The organism is Pseudomonadota bacterium, assembly GCA_026388315.1.
Lineage (GTDB): Bacteria > Desulfobacterota > Syntrophorhabdia > Syntrophorhabdales > Syntrophorhabdaceae > MWEV01.
The window spans coordinates 80436-95163 of the sequence record JAPLKA010000043.1 but is presented as its reverse complement, the minus strand read 5'-3'; the positions used below and the strand labels follow the sequence as shown (position 1 = coordinate 95163).

17 protein-coding genes are annotated in these 14728 nt (G+C 39.2%); 10 read left to right on the top strand and 7 right to left on the bottom strand.

The annotated features are described in order from the left end of the window. Positions 1 to 3 precede the first annotated feature (3 nt). The 8 genes from infC to NTX75_04575 all read left to right on the top strand — a co-directional run bounded on the left by infC (position 4) and on the right by NTX75_04575 (position 5796). Positions 4 to 522, top strand: coding sequence for a translation initiation factor IF-3 (infC, locus tag NTX75_04610; protein MCX5815510.1), 519 nt, complete (start codon positions 4 to 6; stop codon positions 520 to 522). Positions 523 to 533: 11 nt separating this feature from the next. Then, positions 534 to 731, top strand: coding sequence for a 50S ribosomal protein L35 (gene rpmI / locus NTX75_04605; protein ID MCX5815509.1), 198 nt, complete (start codon positions 534 to 536; stop codon positions 729 to 731). Between the two features lie 18 nt (positions 732 to 749). Beyond that, positions 750 to 1109, top strand: coding sequence for a 50S ribosomal protein L20 (rplT, locus tag NTX75_04600; GenBank protein ID MCX5815508.1), 360 nt, complete (start codon positions 750 to 752; stop codon positions 1107 to 1109). Between the two features lie 42 nt (positions 1110 to 1151). Then, positions 1152 to 2162 carry a phenylalanine--tRNA ligase subunit alpha gene (gene pheS, locus NTX75_04595; protein MCX5815507.1) on the top strand — a complete coding sequence of 337 codons (1011 nt, stop codon included), beginning with the start codon at positions 1152 to 1154 and terminating at the stop codon, positions 2160 to 2162. Positions 2163 to 2171: 9 nt separating this feature from the next. Further along, a complete protein-coding gene (gene pheT, locus NTX75_04590) occupies positions 2172 to 4553 on the top strand; it encodes a phenylalanine--tRNA ligase subunit beta (protein MCX5815506.1) in 2382 nt (793 codons plus the stop codon). A gap of 10 nt (positions 4554 to 4563) precedes the next feature. Continuing rightward, positions 4564 to 4842: an integration host factor subunit alpha gene (locus NTX75_04585; GenBank protein ID MCX5815505.1), complete on the top strand. Its 279-nt coding sequence runs from the start codon at positions 4564 to 4566 to the stop codon at positions 4840 to 4842. A gap of 43 nt (positions 4843 to 4885) precedes the next feature. After that, positions 4886 to 5185: a MerR family transcriptional regulator gene (locus tag NTX75_04580; protein ID MCX5815504.1), complete on the top strand. Its 300-nt coding sequence runs from the start codon at positions 4886 to 4888 to the stop codon at positions 5183 to 5185. Positions 5186 to 5247: 62 nt separating this feature from the next. Beyond that, positions 5248 to 5796: a hypothetical protein gene (locus NTX75_04575; GenBank protein MCX5815503.1), complete on the top strand. Its 549-nt coding sequence runs from the start codon at positions 5248 to 5250 to the stop codon at positions 5794 to 5796. A 141-nt stretch (positions 5797 to 5937) separates the two neighbouring features. On the opposite strand, the gene NTX75_04570 is transcribed toward NTX75_04575, so the two are convergent. Then, positions 5938 to 6750, bottom strand: coding sequence for a site-2 protease family protein (locus NTX75_04570; protein ID MCX5815502.1), 813 nt, complete (start codon positions 6748 to 6750; stop codon positions 5938 to 5940). After that, the gene (locus NTX75_04565; protein ID MCX5815501.1) at positions 6751 to 7713 is read right to left on the bottom strand and encodes a hypothetical protein; all 963 of its coding nucleotides are present in this window, start codon (positions 7711 to 7713) and stop codon (positions 6751 to 6753) included. Between the two features lie 124 nt (positions 7714 to 7837). Between NTX75_04565 and NTX75_04560 the strand changes: the two genes are divergently transcribed. Then, on the top strand, positions 7838 to 8521 hold the full coding sequence (locus tag NTX75_04560; GenBank protein MCX5815500.1) for a hypothetical protein: 684 nt from the start codon (positions 7838 to 7840) through the stop codon (positions 8519 to 8521). Here NTX75_04560 and NTX75_04555 read toward each other — a convergent pair. Genes NTX75_04555 through NTX75_04540 form a run of 4 tightly spaced genes read right to left on the bottom strand, consistent with a single transcriptional unit; the run spans position 8518 to position 11951 of the window. Further along, positions 8518 to 9231 (bottom strand): alpha/beta hydrolase, encoded by a 714-nt coding sequence (locus NTX75_04555; protein MCX5815499.1) that lies wholly within the window; start codon positions 9229 to 9231, stop codon positions 8518 to 8520. The genes NTX75_04560 and NTX75_04555 overlap by 4 nt on opposite strands. After that, positions 9215 to 9706 (bottom strand): ribonuclease H-like domain-containing protein, encoded by a 492-nt coding sequence (locus NTX75_04550; GenBank protein MCX5815498.1) that lies wholly within the window; start codon positions 9704 to 9706, stop codon positions 9215 to 9217. Before NTX75_04550 ends, NTX75_04555 begins: the two co-directional genes overlap by 17 nt. A gap of 3 nt (positions 9707 to 9709) precedes the next feature. Further along, the gene (lptG, locus tag NTX75_04545; protein ID MCX5815497.1) at positions 9710 to 10789 is read right to left on the bottom strand and encodes an LPS export ABC transporter permease LptG; all 1080 of its coding nucleotides are present in this window, start codon (positions 10787 to 10789) and stop codon (positions 9710 to 9712) included. Beyond that, the gene (locus tag NTX75_04540) at positions 10773 to 11951 is read right to left on the bottom strand and encodes an LptF/LptG family permease (protein ID MCX5815496.1); all 1179 of its coding nucleotides are present in this window, start codon (positions 11949 to 11951) and stop codon (positions 10773 to 10775) included. The genes lptG and NTX75_04540 overlap by 17 nt, the downstream gene beginning before the upstream one ends. Before the next feature lie 176 nt (positions 11952 to 12127). On the opposite strand from NTX75_04540, the gene NTX75_04535 reads away from it, so the two are divergent. Continuing rightward, positions 12128 to 13888, top strand: coding sequence for a formate--tetrahydrofolate ligase (locus NTX75_04535; GenBank protein ID MCX5815495.1), 1761 nt, complete (start codon positions 12128 to 12130; stop codon positions 13886 to 13888). 16 nt (positions 13889 to 13904) lie between these two features. Here NTX75_04535 and NTX75_04530 read toward each other — a convergent pair whose 3' ends face one another. Beyond that, on the bottom strand, positions 13905 to 14669 hold the full coding sequence (locus NTX75_04530; GenBank protein ID MCX5815494.1) for an IclR family transcriptional regulator: 765 nt from the start codon (positions 14667 to 14669) through the stop codon (positions 13905 to 13907). Positions 14670 to 14728: the final 59 nt, after the last annotated feature.

The window sequence follows — 14728 nt, the reverse complement described above, 5'->3', positions numbered from 1 at the left end:
TTTATAGGAAAGGATGTCAAGGATACAATCAATATTAACGAGAAAGTAAAGGCAAGAGAGGTCAGATTAATTGACGATGAGGGGAAACAGTTTGGCATTGTCCCCACATTCGACGCATTGAAGCTTGCGAGAGAACGAGGTTTGGACCTTGTTGAGGTTTCTCCAAAAACAACCCCGCCTGTTTGCAAGATTATGGATTATGGTAAATTTAAATATCAGCTTGCAAAGAAGGCACAAGAGGCTAAGAAAAAGCAGACCGTAATACAACTGAAAGAGATGAAGCTGGGTCTGAAAATCGAAGAGCATGATCTTATGTTCAAGATAAAACATGTTAGAGGTTTTCTTGAAGAAGGATGCAAGGTGAAGATTATCATAATGTTTAAGGGCAGGGAAGTACTCCATGTTGATATGGGAGATAAGCTTGCGCAAAAGATGATAGAATCTATTAAGGACGTTGGTGAACTGGAACAGAAACCAAAATTTGATGGCAGGAATATCGTAATGGTATTTGCTCCACCGTAAAGGAGGCTCATATGCCTAAAATAAAGACACAGAGAGGGTTAGCAAAACGGGTTAAGGTGACCGCGACCGGCAAGATAAAAAGGTCAAAAGCGTATCACAGTCACCTTCTCTCTTCAAAAACACCAAAGATGAAGAGAAGATTGTCAAAATCTGATACAATCCATCCGTCTGATGCGAAAAGGATAAAGAGTTTAATACCTTATTTATAAAGAAAGAGGTGCAGGAACATGCCAAGGGCAAAAAGAGGAGTTAAAGCAAGAAGAAGAAGGAAAAAAATACTAAAGCTTGCAAAAGGTATGTATGCAAGCAGGCGCACAACATATAGCGTAGCAAAACGGGCTGTATTTAAGGCATTAGCGTATTCCTACAGGGATAGGAGACAGAGAAAAAGAGATTTCAGGACATTATGGATAGCACGAATCAATGCTGCCTGCAGGGTTTATGGAATACCTTACAGCAGATTTATAAACGGGTTGAAAGCTGCCAATATAAACCTCAACCGTAAATCTCTTGCAGATATGGCTGTCAATGATCCTGCCGGATTTGAGAACGTAATAGTCAAAGTAAAAGAAGTGATGGTCCAATAAAAAATTCTCCAAATCTATTCTGTTGTAATGTATAGGTGATGCTTGGACATAAATGCCTTAAAAAGCAAGGTTGAGCAAGAAATTTCTTCTGTAGAAAATATTGATGATTTGGAAAAGGCAAGAACCTTCCTTCTCGGAAGAAAGGGAATCTTTTCTGAATATATTGATCGAATAAAAACCTTGGACAAAGAAGAGAGGAAAATATTCGGCAGGGAGATTAATCTATTAAAACAATGGACTGAGGAAAAACTAAGAGAATTTAAACAGTTTTATGAGGATGAAGAGAAAAATAGAAGGGAGCGGGCTATCTGGATTGATATTTCCATGCCGGGTAAAACTCCCGTAACAGGAAAAAAACATCCTATTACACAAACATTGGAAGAAATCATCAGGATATTTTCATCGCTTGGATTTTCTGTTGCTGAAGGTCCTGACATAGAATCGGATTACTATAATTTTGAAGCCCTTAACATTCCGCATGATCATCCAGCACGAGATATGCAGGATACATTTTACATCAAAAAGGGTGTTGTGCTGAGAACACATACTTCCCCTGTTCAAATAAGGGTCATGGAATCACAACTCCCCCCTGTAAAGATAATTGCTCCCGGAGCGGTTTACAGGTGTGATAGTGATGTATCCCATACACCCATGTTCCATCAGGTCGAGGGACTTATGGTGGACAGGCACATGAGGTTTTCCGATTTGAAGGGGATATTGAGTATTTTTATCCAGGAAATGTTTGGAAGCAATACTCCCTTGAGATTCAGACCGAGTTATTTTCCTTTTACAGAACCATCTGCAGAGGTTGATATAGGCTGTGTTATCTGTGGCGGAAGTGGTTGCAGGGTATGTAAAGACACGGGATGGCTTGAGATACTTGGTTCCGGCATGGTGCACCCGCAGGTATTCAGGATAGTCGGGTATGATCCGGAAGAGGTAACAGGTTTTGCTTTTGGTATGGGGGTCGAGAGGGTTGCTATGATTAAGTTTGGTATAGACGATATAAGGCAATTTTATTACAATGATATACGATTTCTTTCTCAATTCTGAGGTTTAACTTTGAGGATCCCTTTTGAGTGGTTAAAAGATTTTGTTGTAATAGATATAGAACCGCAGGAACTGGCAAAAAGGCTTACCATGCGGGGACTTGAAGTTGAGTCTTTGGAGGAGTATGCCCCGTCCTTCAGAAATGTTGTTGCTGGTGAGATAATTTCCATTGACAGGCACCCCAAAGCGGACAATCTGAGCATATGTACCATTGATAATGGGAGCAATATCCTTCCAGTTGTATGTGGTGCAAAAAATATCTCAAAAGGTGATAAAGTCCCCTTTGCAATGATAGATGCAAGACTGGCCGACGGAGCGGTTATCGAAAAGAAAGAGTTGAGCGGTGTCACATCTTTTGGCATGCTTTGTTCTGAGAGGGAATTAGGTCTTTCAGATGACCATAGCGGGATATTCATTCTGGAAGATAATGCAAAGTTAGGAGAACCTCTTGAACATATTCTGGGAGTAGGGGATGTTGTTTTTGACATAAATGTGCCCCCCAACAGAGGGGATTGCCTCTCCGTATATGGAATAGCAAGGGAGGTTGGAAGCACACTCGACCAGAAAATAAGAATTCTGCCATTTCTCCTCGAAGCGGAAGAGACCGGAAATATTGCTGATTTTATATCGATCGATGTATCTGATCTTGAAGCATGCCCCCGTTATGTTTTAAAAATGATACAGGGCATAACAATTAAAAAATCTCCCTACTGGATAAGAAGCAGGATCAGCAAATGCGGGATGAGGCCCATTAATTCTATTGTAGATGTTACGAATTATGTCATGCTGGAGTTTGGACAGCCACTCCATGCCTTTGACTATGATAGACTCAGAGGGAACAGGATTGAGGTCAAATTAACAGATGCTCCAACCGTATTCCGCACTCTCGATGGCGAGGAGAGAATGCTTGCATCAAACGACTTGCTCGTATGCGATGGGGATGGGCCTGTTGCAATAGCAGGTATCATGGGTGGTGAAAACTCTGAGATTACAGAGAGTACAAAAAATGTTGCTTTAGAAAGTGCTTTTTTCAATCCTTATTTCATAAGGCGAACGGCAAGAGGATTAGGTATCCGGTCTGAAGCATCATTGAGGTTTGAAAAAGGGATAGACATTGATAGTGTTAATTTTGCTGCTGAAAGGGCAATTTTTTTGATGCATAAGCTCTCGGGTGGCAAGGTTGTAAAGGGGTACAGGGAAGTATATGACAAAAAGGAATTGAACCGTATTTTTGTGAGCTTTGGAAGGATAAACGAAATCCTTGGAACAGCTATAGAGCAACGTGATATTGTGGGTGCCCTGAGATCGGTTGATCTCCATGTGGTGAAAGAGGAAGAGAGTGGTTTTCTGGTTTCAATACCTCCATTCAGGTATGATATTAATGAATATATTGATATTATAGAAGAAATAGCGAGGATACATGGCTATGAGCATATACCTGCCACTACCCCTGTAACGGCTGTAAAAACCCTGAAGAGGGATAAAAAAGAAAACCAAGCCGGTATTGCTAAAGACTATTTTAAATCGGCCGGTTTCAATGAGTTAATTAATTTTGCATTTTTTAGTGTAAAAGATATAGATAATTTTTTCATTACATCTCCTGATGAAAGGGTCTCATGTGTTAATATCATGAACCCCATCTCAAAAGACTATGAAGTTATGAGGACATTTATTGCTGCCGGGGTATTGAAAAATATTGCTTACAATCTAAACAGAGGCGCAAAGAGTCTGAGGTTTTTTGAGTCCGGGAAGGTCTTCTATTTAAACACAGAAGGTCTTCCTGTTGAGTATCCTGCTGTATGTTTTGCCATGACCGGGCGGGAAAGGGAGTATTTCTGGAGAGATAAATACCCTGAATACGATTTTTTTGATATAAAAGGTGTTCTCGAAGGATTGGTGAACTGTTTTGGATTGGATATTCACATCGAAAAAAGTGTGGAACCCTTTTTAAACCCCAACAAATCTGGTGACGTTTTTGTTAATAACGAAAAAGCAGGCTGGATTGGTGAAATTAAGGATGAGGTTTTAAAATTCTACGAGATTGAACAAAAAGTCTATTGTGTTGAGTTGAGATTCGATGTAATCTGGAAAATGAGTCGCCTTAATGTGCAATACACGTCGATCCCAAAATATCCACAGGTAACAAGAGATTTTACTTTTTTGATTGCCGATAAGACGCCGGTTTCCCATATAATTGAAAAAATTAAAGGTGTGTCACCATTAATAATTGACGTAGGGGTTTTCGATATGTTTAAAAAAGAAGTGAGAAGCGTGTCCTTTCGAGTAGTGTTTCAATCTTTTGAGGATACATTGAAGGATGAAACGGTGAACGCTTTGCAGGATATTATTATTAAAGAGGTCACAAATATAGATGGAGTAATGTTAAGGGGTTAAGGAGGGATATATGACCAAGATAGAAATTGTTACAAATGTGTATGAGAAGTTGGGTTTTTCAAAACGGGAGTGTGCAGATATTGTTGACAAATTTTTTGAGGTTATCAAAGAAACGCTGGCAAATGGTGAGAATGTTAAAATTTCGGGTTTTGGTAATTTTATTGTGAAACAGAAAAAGGCAAGAAGGGGAAGAAACCCGCAAACAGGTGATGAAATTGAGATTGCGAAAAGAAAGGTATTAAATTACAGGTTGAGCCAGGTTCTAAAAGACGCAATAAACGATAAATAACATTATTTCAATTACAGACATGACCTCAAATATCCCGGACAGGATGTTTTATAGGATCAAAGAGGTATGCAGCATAACCGGCCTTAAGCCGCATGTGCTGAGATATTGGGAACAAGAATTCAAAGATATAAAACCTGTCAAGAGTTCAAGGGGACAAAGGTTATACAAAAAGAAGGATCTCGATATAATATTTACGATAAAGAGGTTGCTCTATGAACAAAGATATACAATCGATGGGGCAAGGAAATATATGATGAGTAAAAAAAATATGTTAGTGTTGGGACAGATTAAGGACGAACTATCAGAGGTTATTGAGATGTTAAAAAAAGGAGATTTGTCATGAAGAAAGTTATACCTATCATTTTACTTGCTTTTCTTTGTTCATGCGGGACAGGGGCTATCCATGTGGCAAAGAATGAAGCGGAGAGTTACAGGACTATATATGAAGATGCACATGTGCAAAAACTTTCCAAAGAGAACGAAGCCTTGTTAAGGGGTATTTACCAGAGGCTTAGCGGGTCGAACATTAATATCTATAAAGAAGGAATAGGAATTACCTTATTGAGCGACCAAAAGAACGAAAAACTTCACTATATTATGATTAATATAAGGCCTTCAGAAATAGTCTTCAATGAAAGTACTACTACTTCGGAGCAAAGGTTTTCATACGTTCTTCAGAATTCTTTCCCAAAATATATAAAATTAATAAAGAAAGAAGACCTGAATCATGATGACATTGAGGGATTAGCCCTCGGTATTTACTGGCCTGTGAGAGATTTCTCACAATGCAACACTTATGGCGGGTTTATAGAATATATCCACATATATTTCATGAAAGAGGATGTTTGGGATATGCTTGACGGGAAAAAGAATTTTGTGGATGTGGTTCAGAGCTCTGAGGTAATTACAAGCCTGAATTTAAAACCAGCACAAAACGTAAAACCGGTGTTTTAAAATCGGGGTTCGAGGGTTCGAGGGTTCAAGGGGTTCGAGGGTTCAAGAGAGGCTCGGACCCTTTGACCGTTTCAATGATAAATCATCTCAACATAACTAAATAATTCCAATTACAATTAAAATGTTGTTTACAAAAGCTTGTCATATGGGGATGCCGCCAATTTTCCCTGTATTTCCTCCTGTGTTTAGCGATGGAAAAGGCGCAGGGGTAAACGAGAGTGCAAATATGATAAGGATTATTAAAGCGATATACCTTCTTTTACTATCGAGTTCAGTTTCCATATCAAGGGGCTTAGGATGCCGCATACCAAAAATCAGAAGGATTATAACTAACACTAACCACCCGGGATTATAAAATATAGAGATGATGGCAAGCGTAGTGATAGTTCCAATAAACACCCATCTGCTTTTATCACCGAAAACTGCATATATGATATGACCACCATCTAATTGTCCTACAGGGAGGAGATTAAGGGCTGTTACGAATAACCCTACCCACCCTGCATAGGCAAAGGGATGTAAGACAAGATCATACCCTGGAGGTATTTTTCCTACAATTAATTGCTGGATAATCTTGAAGAGCAACGGGTCGCCAAGCTCGATAAATGATGCGCTGCCCGATATGGACTGAATATCTGATAATTTAATGCCTAAAATAATAAACGGGACAGCTACAAGAAAGCCCGATATTGGTCCCGCAACCCCGATATCAAATAACGCCTTTTTATTAACAATAACCCCTTTCATCTTTATGATTGCCCCGAATGTACCAAACGGGGACAGCGGAAATGGTATGAAATAGGGCAATGTTGCAGGTATACCATATTTTTTACTCATAAAATAATGACCCATCTCATGTGCAAGAAGTATGGAGATAATTGAAAGGCTATAGGATAAACCACCTACGAAGTACGTTGAAGCAATAGTTAATAAGAAAAGTATGATATGGAGCATTTATGCCTCTAAGAGCCCATATTCTAAAAGAATACGGTCAAATTTTGATCCTCTCTTTATTTTTGTATCGAAATCAGTGAGCACATCAAAAAAAGCGACGAGATCTTTTCTTTTCAATTTTTGACTTGTTTTTGACAGATTATAGGCATAAAAAGGTTTTTGATAGGGGAAATGCTGTCTTTTATCAGAAGGTTTCAAATCCAAGCCTTCTTTCCACTTATTAAAAGTTTTCAAAAAGGTACCATAATCTGAGCCTGTCTTAAAGACCTCTTCCATATCTTTTGCCTGCAGCATCAACCGTGTTTGTTTGACCAAGTAACCCTGTATGGCAAGGATGTGAAGACCATTCAGCAAAAGATTTTCAAATATATTAAGCGCCTCTTTTTTCTTCATCTGTGCAAGTGCATCAAACAGGGAAAACAAGCTTTCCTCATGTGTTTCGGTGACAACAGACAGGACGTCCTTCGATTTTATTTCTTGTTTTTCACCTATGAAATTAATGAGTTTCATCAATTCCATCTCAAGAATAGATTCATCTTTAATTTTTTCCTTTAAAACATGAAACCCTTTATCGGTCATAATCTTACCGTGTTTTTTCAGTATGTTGAGGACACGTTCTTTGATGCGTTTATCCTTCTCTTTCTCCAGGACAACTATGTTCCCCTCGATTGGCTTATGGAAGTCATTTGAAGCGGACGTGTAATAGAGGATGATTTGTATTTTCTCCTTCAGTGACAGTAACTGGGTTTTAAGTATATGTATCAGGTCATCGGGTGGGTCTAAAAGGACCAGAACAAAATTATTCTCAATAAAAAGGGTAGAAGCCTTCTCGATTACTACATTTTTAATATCCTTACCGGTGGCTATAAGAACCTCGGGATGATCCAATGATTTTCTTGAAAGGATGTGCACATCTTCTAAAACATTTTCCCGGACGCCCAAAGCTATTATGATATCGCTCATTTGCCGTTAGATTACTATACATGTACCATATTTTGCAATATTTAAGAGGAGATGCATGCATTACATTATAAATGAAATTTATTTTTGATTGACATAACTCATCATATCTAATAATATTTTCCCCATGAAAGAATTTTTTAAAGATATGTTTTTAGATCTCTACGAGAACTTCACAGATGTTTTCCTCAACGTGATAGTGATGGTTATCGTTATGATAGGCGGTTTTATCATAAGCTGGTTCATAAAGAAACTCATTGCAAGGCTCCTCATGCTCTTTCGATTTGACAAATGGGCAAAGGATGTCGGCATTGTAAATTTTCTTGAGAAGGGTGGTGTTAAAACCCTCCCTTCGTTAATCCTAAGCAAAATCGTCTACTGGATATTCATAGTGGCCTTTTTCTCTTTTGGCCTCAATTTCATCGGCATATCACAGTTTTCGGAATATACTTCAAGGATTGCCAGTGCGTTGCCTCATATAGTTGTTTCCCTTGTAATCATTGTGATGGGAATCATATTCAGTAATTTTATCAGCAGAGTGATTAATATGACGTGTGAAAACGCAAACGTAAAATATGGTGATTTCATTGCAAAGGGCGTACGTATTTTCCTCACCATAATCACATTTGGAATTGTTTTTGAATATATCGGTGTTGGTAATACCATAATCACTGTCAGTTTTTTAATAATATTCGGTGGAATTATCATGGCACTCTCTCTCGCGTTGGGGATAGGATTAAGTAATGTGGTTGGAGATTTAATCAGAGAACGGGTAAAAGCAAGAGGCGAGAAAAAGAAAGATGAAAATTAGCTACCCAGCAGATAGCGTCTGAACCAGTTTATCGCAAGTTCAATTGCCTTTTCTCTATGTGATGTAACAGAAAATATGTGATCGCCACCTTTGATTATAGAAAGTTTTTTTGGTTTTTTGATGTTTTTGTATATTGCCTTTCCCTCATGAAAGGGAACCACTTCGTCAGCTTCTCCATGTACCACTAAGGCACATGATAATTTCTTGGCCTCCGATAAGAGGTCATATTTTGAAAAATCGTTAAAAATTGTTTCCTTGAATTCTATATCCGATATCCTGCCGCCATCCTTTTTTTCTAATATATATGGTGTGGCCCATAGGGATATACACTTTATTCTTTTATCTTTTGCGGATGTTACTATGCATGAAGAGCCGCCAAAGCTGCTCCCCAATATACCAATTTTTTCAGGGTTTATAAGGTGATGTTTTAAAACATACTCAACGATTGAATCAAGATTTCCAATCCTTATTGTTAAGGTGGTATCTTCTATGTTGCCTTCGCTTTCGCCACACCCGTGATAGTCAAACCGACAGGTAGCTATCCCCTCCTGGATTAAATTTTCCGAAAGTGCAAGGTATTTCGAGCTTTCTTTCGAGCTTATCAAACCATGGGAAAGAATAATACAGGGATATTTTTTGTAACCCCTCGGTGTTGTGAGTACCCCTTTAATCTTGTATTCTAAAGATTTAACCTCAAACGACTCGATCATGGTTATTTTCCTTCAGATTGGCGAGGCAATTTTCAAGACTGATCAGGTTTAACACATCCTCTCTATTGTATTCAAGAAGAAGATTAAGCGCTTCACCCCTGCCATATTTTGTGTAACTATCCCAGAGTTTAACGGCGTCGTATCCGTTCATGCCCTCTGTTTTTCTTGATATGCCAAACATTTTCTCAAGCGCTTTCAAACCTCCCTTAATACCCAGCTTCTTTTTTTCTTTAAACAGGTCGAGGGAGTTGGCCGTTGCCATTATATCGAGGTTTAAGTACTTTTTTATAAGGGGGAGATCGAAACTGTCACCATTGAAGGTTACCACAGTTTTTGCATTACAGATTATGGTCTCAACATTGTCAGTGGTTATATCGTTGCCATAAAACTGCACGAATCCTTTCTGTTCGATGTATATGCCTATAACGCTTATATTTCCCCGCCTGTCCGTTTCAATATCAAGATAAGCCTTCACGGATTATGTCCTCAACGTAACAATACCAATGATACCCATGGAGAAGAAGAGAAGGTTCGAAAACCAGGCAGCAAACAAGGGGGGAAATATTTCAGAATATCCAAAGGACAGAGAAACCGAATGAAAAAACCAGTAAAATATACCAAGAGAAATACCGGAAAATATACCTTTTGAGATATGTTTTGTTTTGGAATACCTCAGCCCCACGGAAAAAGCAGCAAATACCATGATAAGGTTTACAAAAGGAGAAGAAATTTTGTTGTACAGATCGACAAGATACCTTCTGGTGCTATGCCCATCCTGTTTTAATTTTTTTATATGCCCTTCAAGTTCTTTATATCCCATTTCTTCAGGGTTTTTTTCTATTACCTTGAATATCGAAGGGTGCTCTTTTATTACATCCTTCATCTGGGCGTATGTCTTCTTCATTTTTATGCCATCATCGGCAAATGTCCTTTCAACCACATCGGTGAAGAGCCAGGAACCGTTTTTCCAGACCCCTTCTTTTGCATCAATCCTTTTTTCGATAGAAAAATCTTTTGATAATTCTAACAGGGTGAGACCTCTTATCATGTCTTTTTTAATGTCATAAAAATCAATATTGCAGATCATGTTATCTCTTTTAAACCATATCCTGTCGTTTTTAAAAAAAACATAAGGTTCTTCCTTTTTAATTTTAACTCTATAAACATATTCGGCTTTGCTGAGGGTAACCGGAACAAACAGCTCCGCAAGAACAAATGAGAAAGCTATGAGTATCATGGATAGCACTATCAGTGGTTTCATTAATGAGGCTGTGCTTATCCCCGAGGTCCTTATGGTGATCATCTCATTGTTCCTTACCATCAATATAAGAAAAATTAACATTGAAATAAGGAAAGACAGGGGTAAAATCAGGTTAAGGTAATATGGTATTCTTAAAACAAGATAGTATATACCTAATACAAAATTTCTCGATGAGGCTGTAAACACATCCATATGTTCAAAAAACTCAATGGTCATGAACATTATCAGCCCTGCAAGTTCTGTAATAGCGAGGATCTTTAATACGTTAGAAATAAGGTATCTATTTAACCTTTTCAAAATAGTAGCCCCACATATATCGAATTCTTTGCGATAATGTAATGTGATCCTCGCTGTTCAAATTCCTTAATAGATAGAGACCTGTTCCAGCTATGACAATATTTGGCACAAGCGATGTTATTAATGCGGGTGAGTGTATCGCCCTTCCTGCATTTTCGGTAAATGCCATCAGCATGTAATAGATGATAAACAAGAGGAGACTGTAAAGAATACCGGAAAAACCGCCTTCTATCTTTCTTCTGATACCGAGAGGTATGGTGAGGAAAACAAAGGCAAGCGTTGAAAGTGGTATAGAAATTTTTTTATAAATTTCGAGAAGATATTCGTATCTATCATTTGCATTTGCTGTTGTCATAGCCTTTTTGAGTTCTTTTACGTTCATTTCGTAGGGTCTTTTTCTTAAGGATGTGGTATTTGGGAGCATATTTGTGAGATTCATCGTGAAAGCATATTTTTTAAAGAACAAACTCCTGTATACGTCATCTGTTTTTTCCCATCTGTGCAAATTACCGTTTTCCAGCACAAAAAACAGGTCCAATGAAAGGGGGTCAAGATTTATCAAACCTTTATTTGCTGATATGGTTTGCTTTAAATTTTTGTCTCTGTCATCTGATACAATTATCCCGGTGAGTGATTTGTTTTTTGTGTCTACCTTGTCGATGTAGATAACGATACCAGGTATGCTATCGTTGAATATTCCTTCTTTATCTTCAAAGGTAATACCTTTTTTGATGATATTGATGAGGGTATTTCGAAATTCCTCGCTGCTTGCAGGGAGTAATGCTATTGAATTTATAAGTCCTATGAGGGTTATTGCTATGGCAAACGTTGCTAAAGGATGAAAAAGACATTTAATATCAACTCCGCTGGCTTTTAGGGCAAGGATTTCGTTTTCCGTGGAGAATCTGCCCAGCACAACGATGGTAGACAATAAAAAGGCCATCGGCAAGGTGAACATGAGATAAGGCGGTGAAGAATAAACGATTAACAATATTATGTCTTTTAAATCAACACCTTTATTAATCACAAGATCTACCATTTTTCCGATGCGGCCCAACACAAGGATGAAGGTGAGGATACCCAACGAGAGGAGAAACATAAAAGACAACTCTTTCAACAGGTATATATAGAACCTTATCGATATGTTCCGAAAAGACAACATTCCATTACATTAACATTCATGTGTCGACTATGTCAATTCAGTCAGGGATTTCCACAGGCCTGTGATTTAACAAAGTAAAATAGCACATTATAATTGATGAATACCAAGTGAATCTGTGATATCTTCCGGTAGTATGAAAGGCTACAGGTCAGAGAAAAAAAGGGAAAGGGGAAAACATGCCATATGATGCAATGATAATGGCTGACTGGCAGATTTCTGAGGCTGCAGAGGAACAGATGAAGTCTATATGGCAACTTCAGGAAGAGATTGGTCTACAAAAAGACGAGGTAATTCCATCGGGCAGGGTTGGCAGGATAGATTTTGCGAAGGTCCTGGAGAGACTTGGTGACAAAGCAGACGGAAACTATATTGATGTAACTGCAATTACGCCAACACCCCTTGGTGAAGGCAAAACAACAACAACCATGGGGCTGATTGAAGGCCTGGGAAAAAGAGGAAAACAGGCAGGTGGTGCAATACGGCAACCTTCAACGGGACCCACAATGAATGTTAAAGGAAGCGCTGCCGGAGGGGGTAACGCACAGGTTATCCCATTGACTGAGTTTTCGCTCGGGCTTACGGGAGATGTGTCTGCCGTTACCTATGCCCACAATCTTGCCATGGTCGCCCTTACTTCAAGGATGCAGCATGAAAGAAATTATAGCGATGAGGCGCTTGGAAAGAGAGGCCTGCGTCGTCTGGACGTTGATTCAAAAAATGTGCCCATGGGGTGGGTAATGGATTTCTGTGCCCAGACTTTAAGAAATATCATTGTGGGTATCGGGGGGAGAATGGATGGTTTTACCATGCAATCCCGTTTTGATATTGCTGTAAGCTCGGAAGTAATGGCGATCCTGTCAATTGCTAAGGACCTTAAAGATCTGCGTGAAAAAATAGGGAAGATTACGGTTGCATATTCAATGAATGGGAAACCCATAACAGCGGAAGACCTGGAAGTGGCAGGTGCTATGTGTGCTTTCATGAGAGAAAGTATAAACCCGACACTCCTGCAGACGGTGGAAGGTCAACCTGTTTTGGTTCATGCAGGACCTTTTGCGAATATTGCAATTGGCCAATCTTCTATCATTGCGGACCGCATTGGCCTTAAAATGTTTGACTACCATGTAACAGAAAGTGGATTTGCTGCAGATGTAGGTTTTGAAAAGTTTTGGAATGTCAAGTGCAGGATTAGCGGTTTGAAGCCTAACGTAACAGTGATAACTGCCACAATAAGGGCCTTGAAGATGCATGGAGGCGGCCCGAGGGTTGCGCCGGGTTTGCCGATTCCCGACGAATATAAGAAAGAAAACCTCCCGTTGCTGGAAAAGGGTTTACCAAATCTTATCCATCATATCCGCACAGTAAAGATGTCCGGCATCAAACCCGTGGTTTGTATCAACGGTTTTTATACTGACACAAAGGATGAAATTGCCCTTGTTCGCAGGTATGCTGAAAATGAAGGTGCCCGTGTTGCTTTTTCTGAACACTGGCTTAAGGGAGGCGAGGGAGCCCTGGAGCTTGCAGATGCGGTCATTGATGCTTGTGAAGAGCAGGTTGATTTTCAATTCCTTTACCCAATCGAAATGCCTTTAATGCAAAGGGTCGAAGTGATTGCAAAAAGTGTTTATGGTGCTGACGGTGTTTTATGGATTCCCGAGGCAGAGGCAAAGGCAAAAAAGATTGAGGCAGACCCGGAGAAAAGAGACTATTATACCATGATGGTGAAAACCCACTTAAGTTTGTCCCATGAACCGGAGATGAAGGGTGTTCCAAAAGGATGGACCTTGCCGGTCAGGGATGTCCTTATATATTCAGGCGCAAAATTTTTATGCCCTGTAGCGGGTGCTATAAGTTTAATGCCGGGAACAAGTTCCGACCCTGCGTTCAGGAAGATAGATATTGATGTAAATACCAGGAAAGTTAAAGGGTTATTTTAATCCAGCGATCCTTATATTATTGTTTCAGATTGAATTGTGAAAGCCTTTCGCTTATCTGTTGTGCCGTGTTTTTTAAATGTTTGATTACATGGGGCAATTTGTCGTCGCTCAAAGAGCGTGAAAAACCTACTGCACAAACAGCACCTGCAGGGACACCATCTGTGTATATCAGAGTTGCCACAGCCCTGATGCCTGTCAAATACTCTTCAAGATCGAGGCTATATCCCAATGTTCTCGTTTTTTCGACCTCTTTCAGGAAAAGGTCTATATCAGTGATACTGTTCTCGGTATATTTTGGTAACCCTCTCTCTTTAAGGAAGCTCCTTATCTTTTCATTGTCCATTGGTGAAAGAAAGGCTTTACATAGCACTGATGCTGTTATAGGAAATGCAGCTCCCACAGGCGAAGAAATTTTAAAAGTTTTTTTCGTTTCTATGGCATCGAGGACTTTTATCACATTGTCTTCTCTGACGCAGAGGAATACCGTTTCATCAACAAGCCCGATAAGCTTCTCCAGAAACGGTCTCGCAATTGTTGTGAACTCCCCTCCCTTAAAAACATTTTTTGAAAGTTCAAGTAATTCCTGTCCGATAACATATTTTTTGGTGGCCTTATCCTTGACAATGAATTTTTCTTCCTCAAAGGCCTTGAGTATCCCGAAAACAGTACTTTTGCTTATGGATAGTTGTTTTGATATTTCTGTGACGCCAAGAGGATTACCGTCTTTTACGATAAATTTTAAAACTTCTATTGCTTTCTTGAGTACCGGTGCATTGTACATAATTCAGTATAGTGAACAAATATATCTGAAGCAACCTTATTTGTCAATGATAATATTGA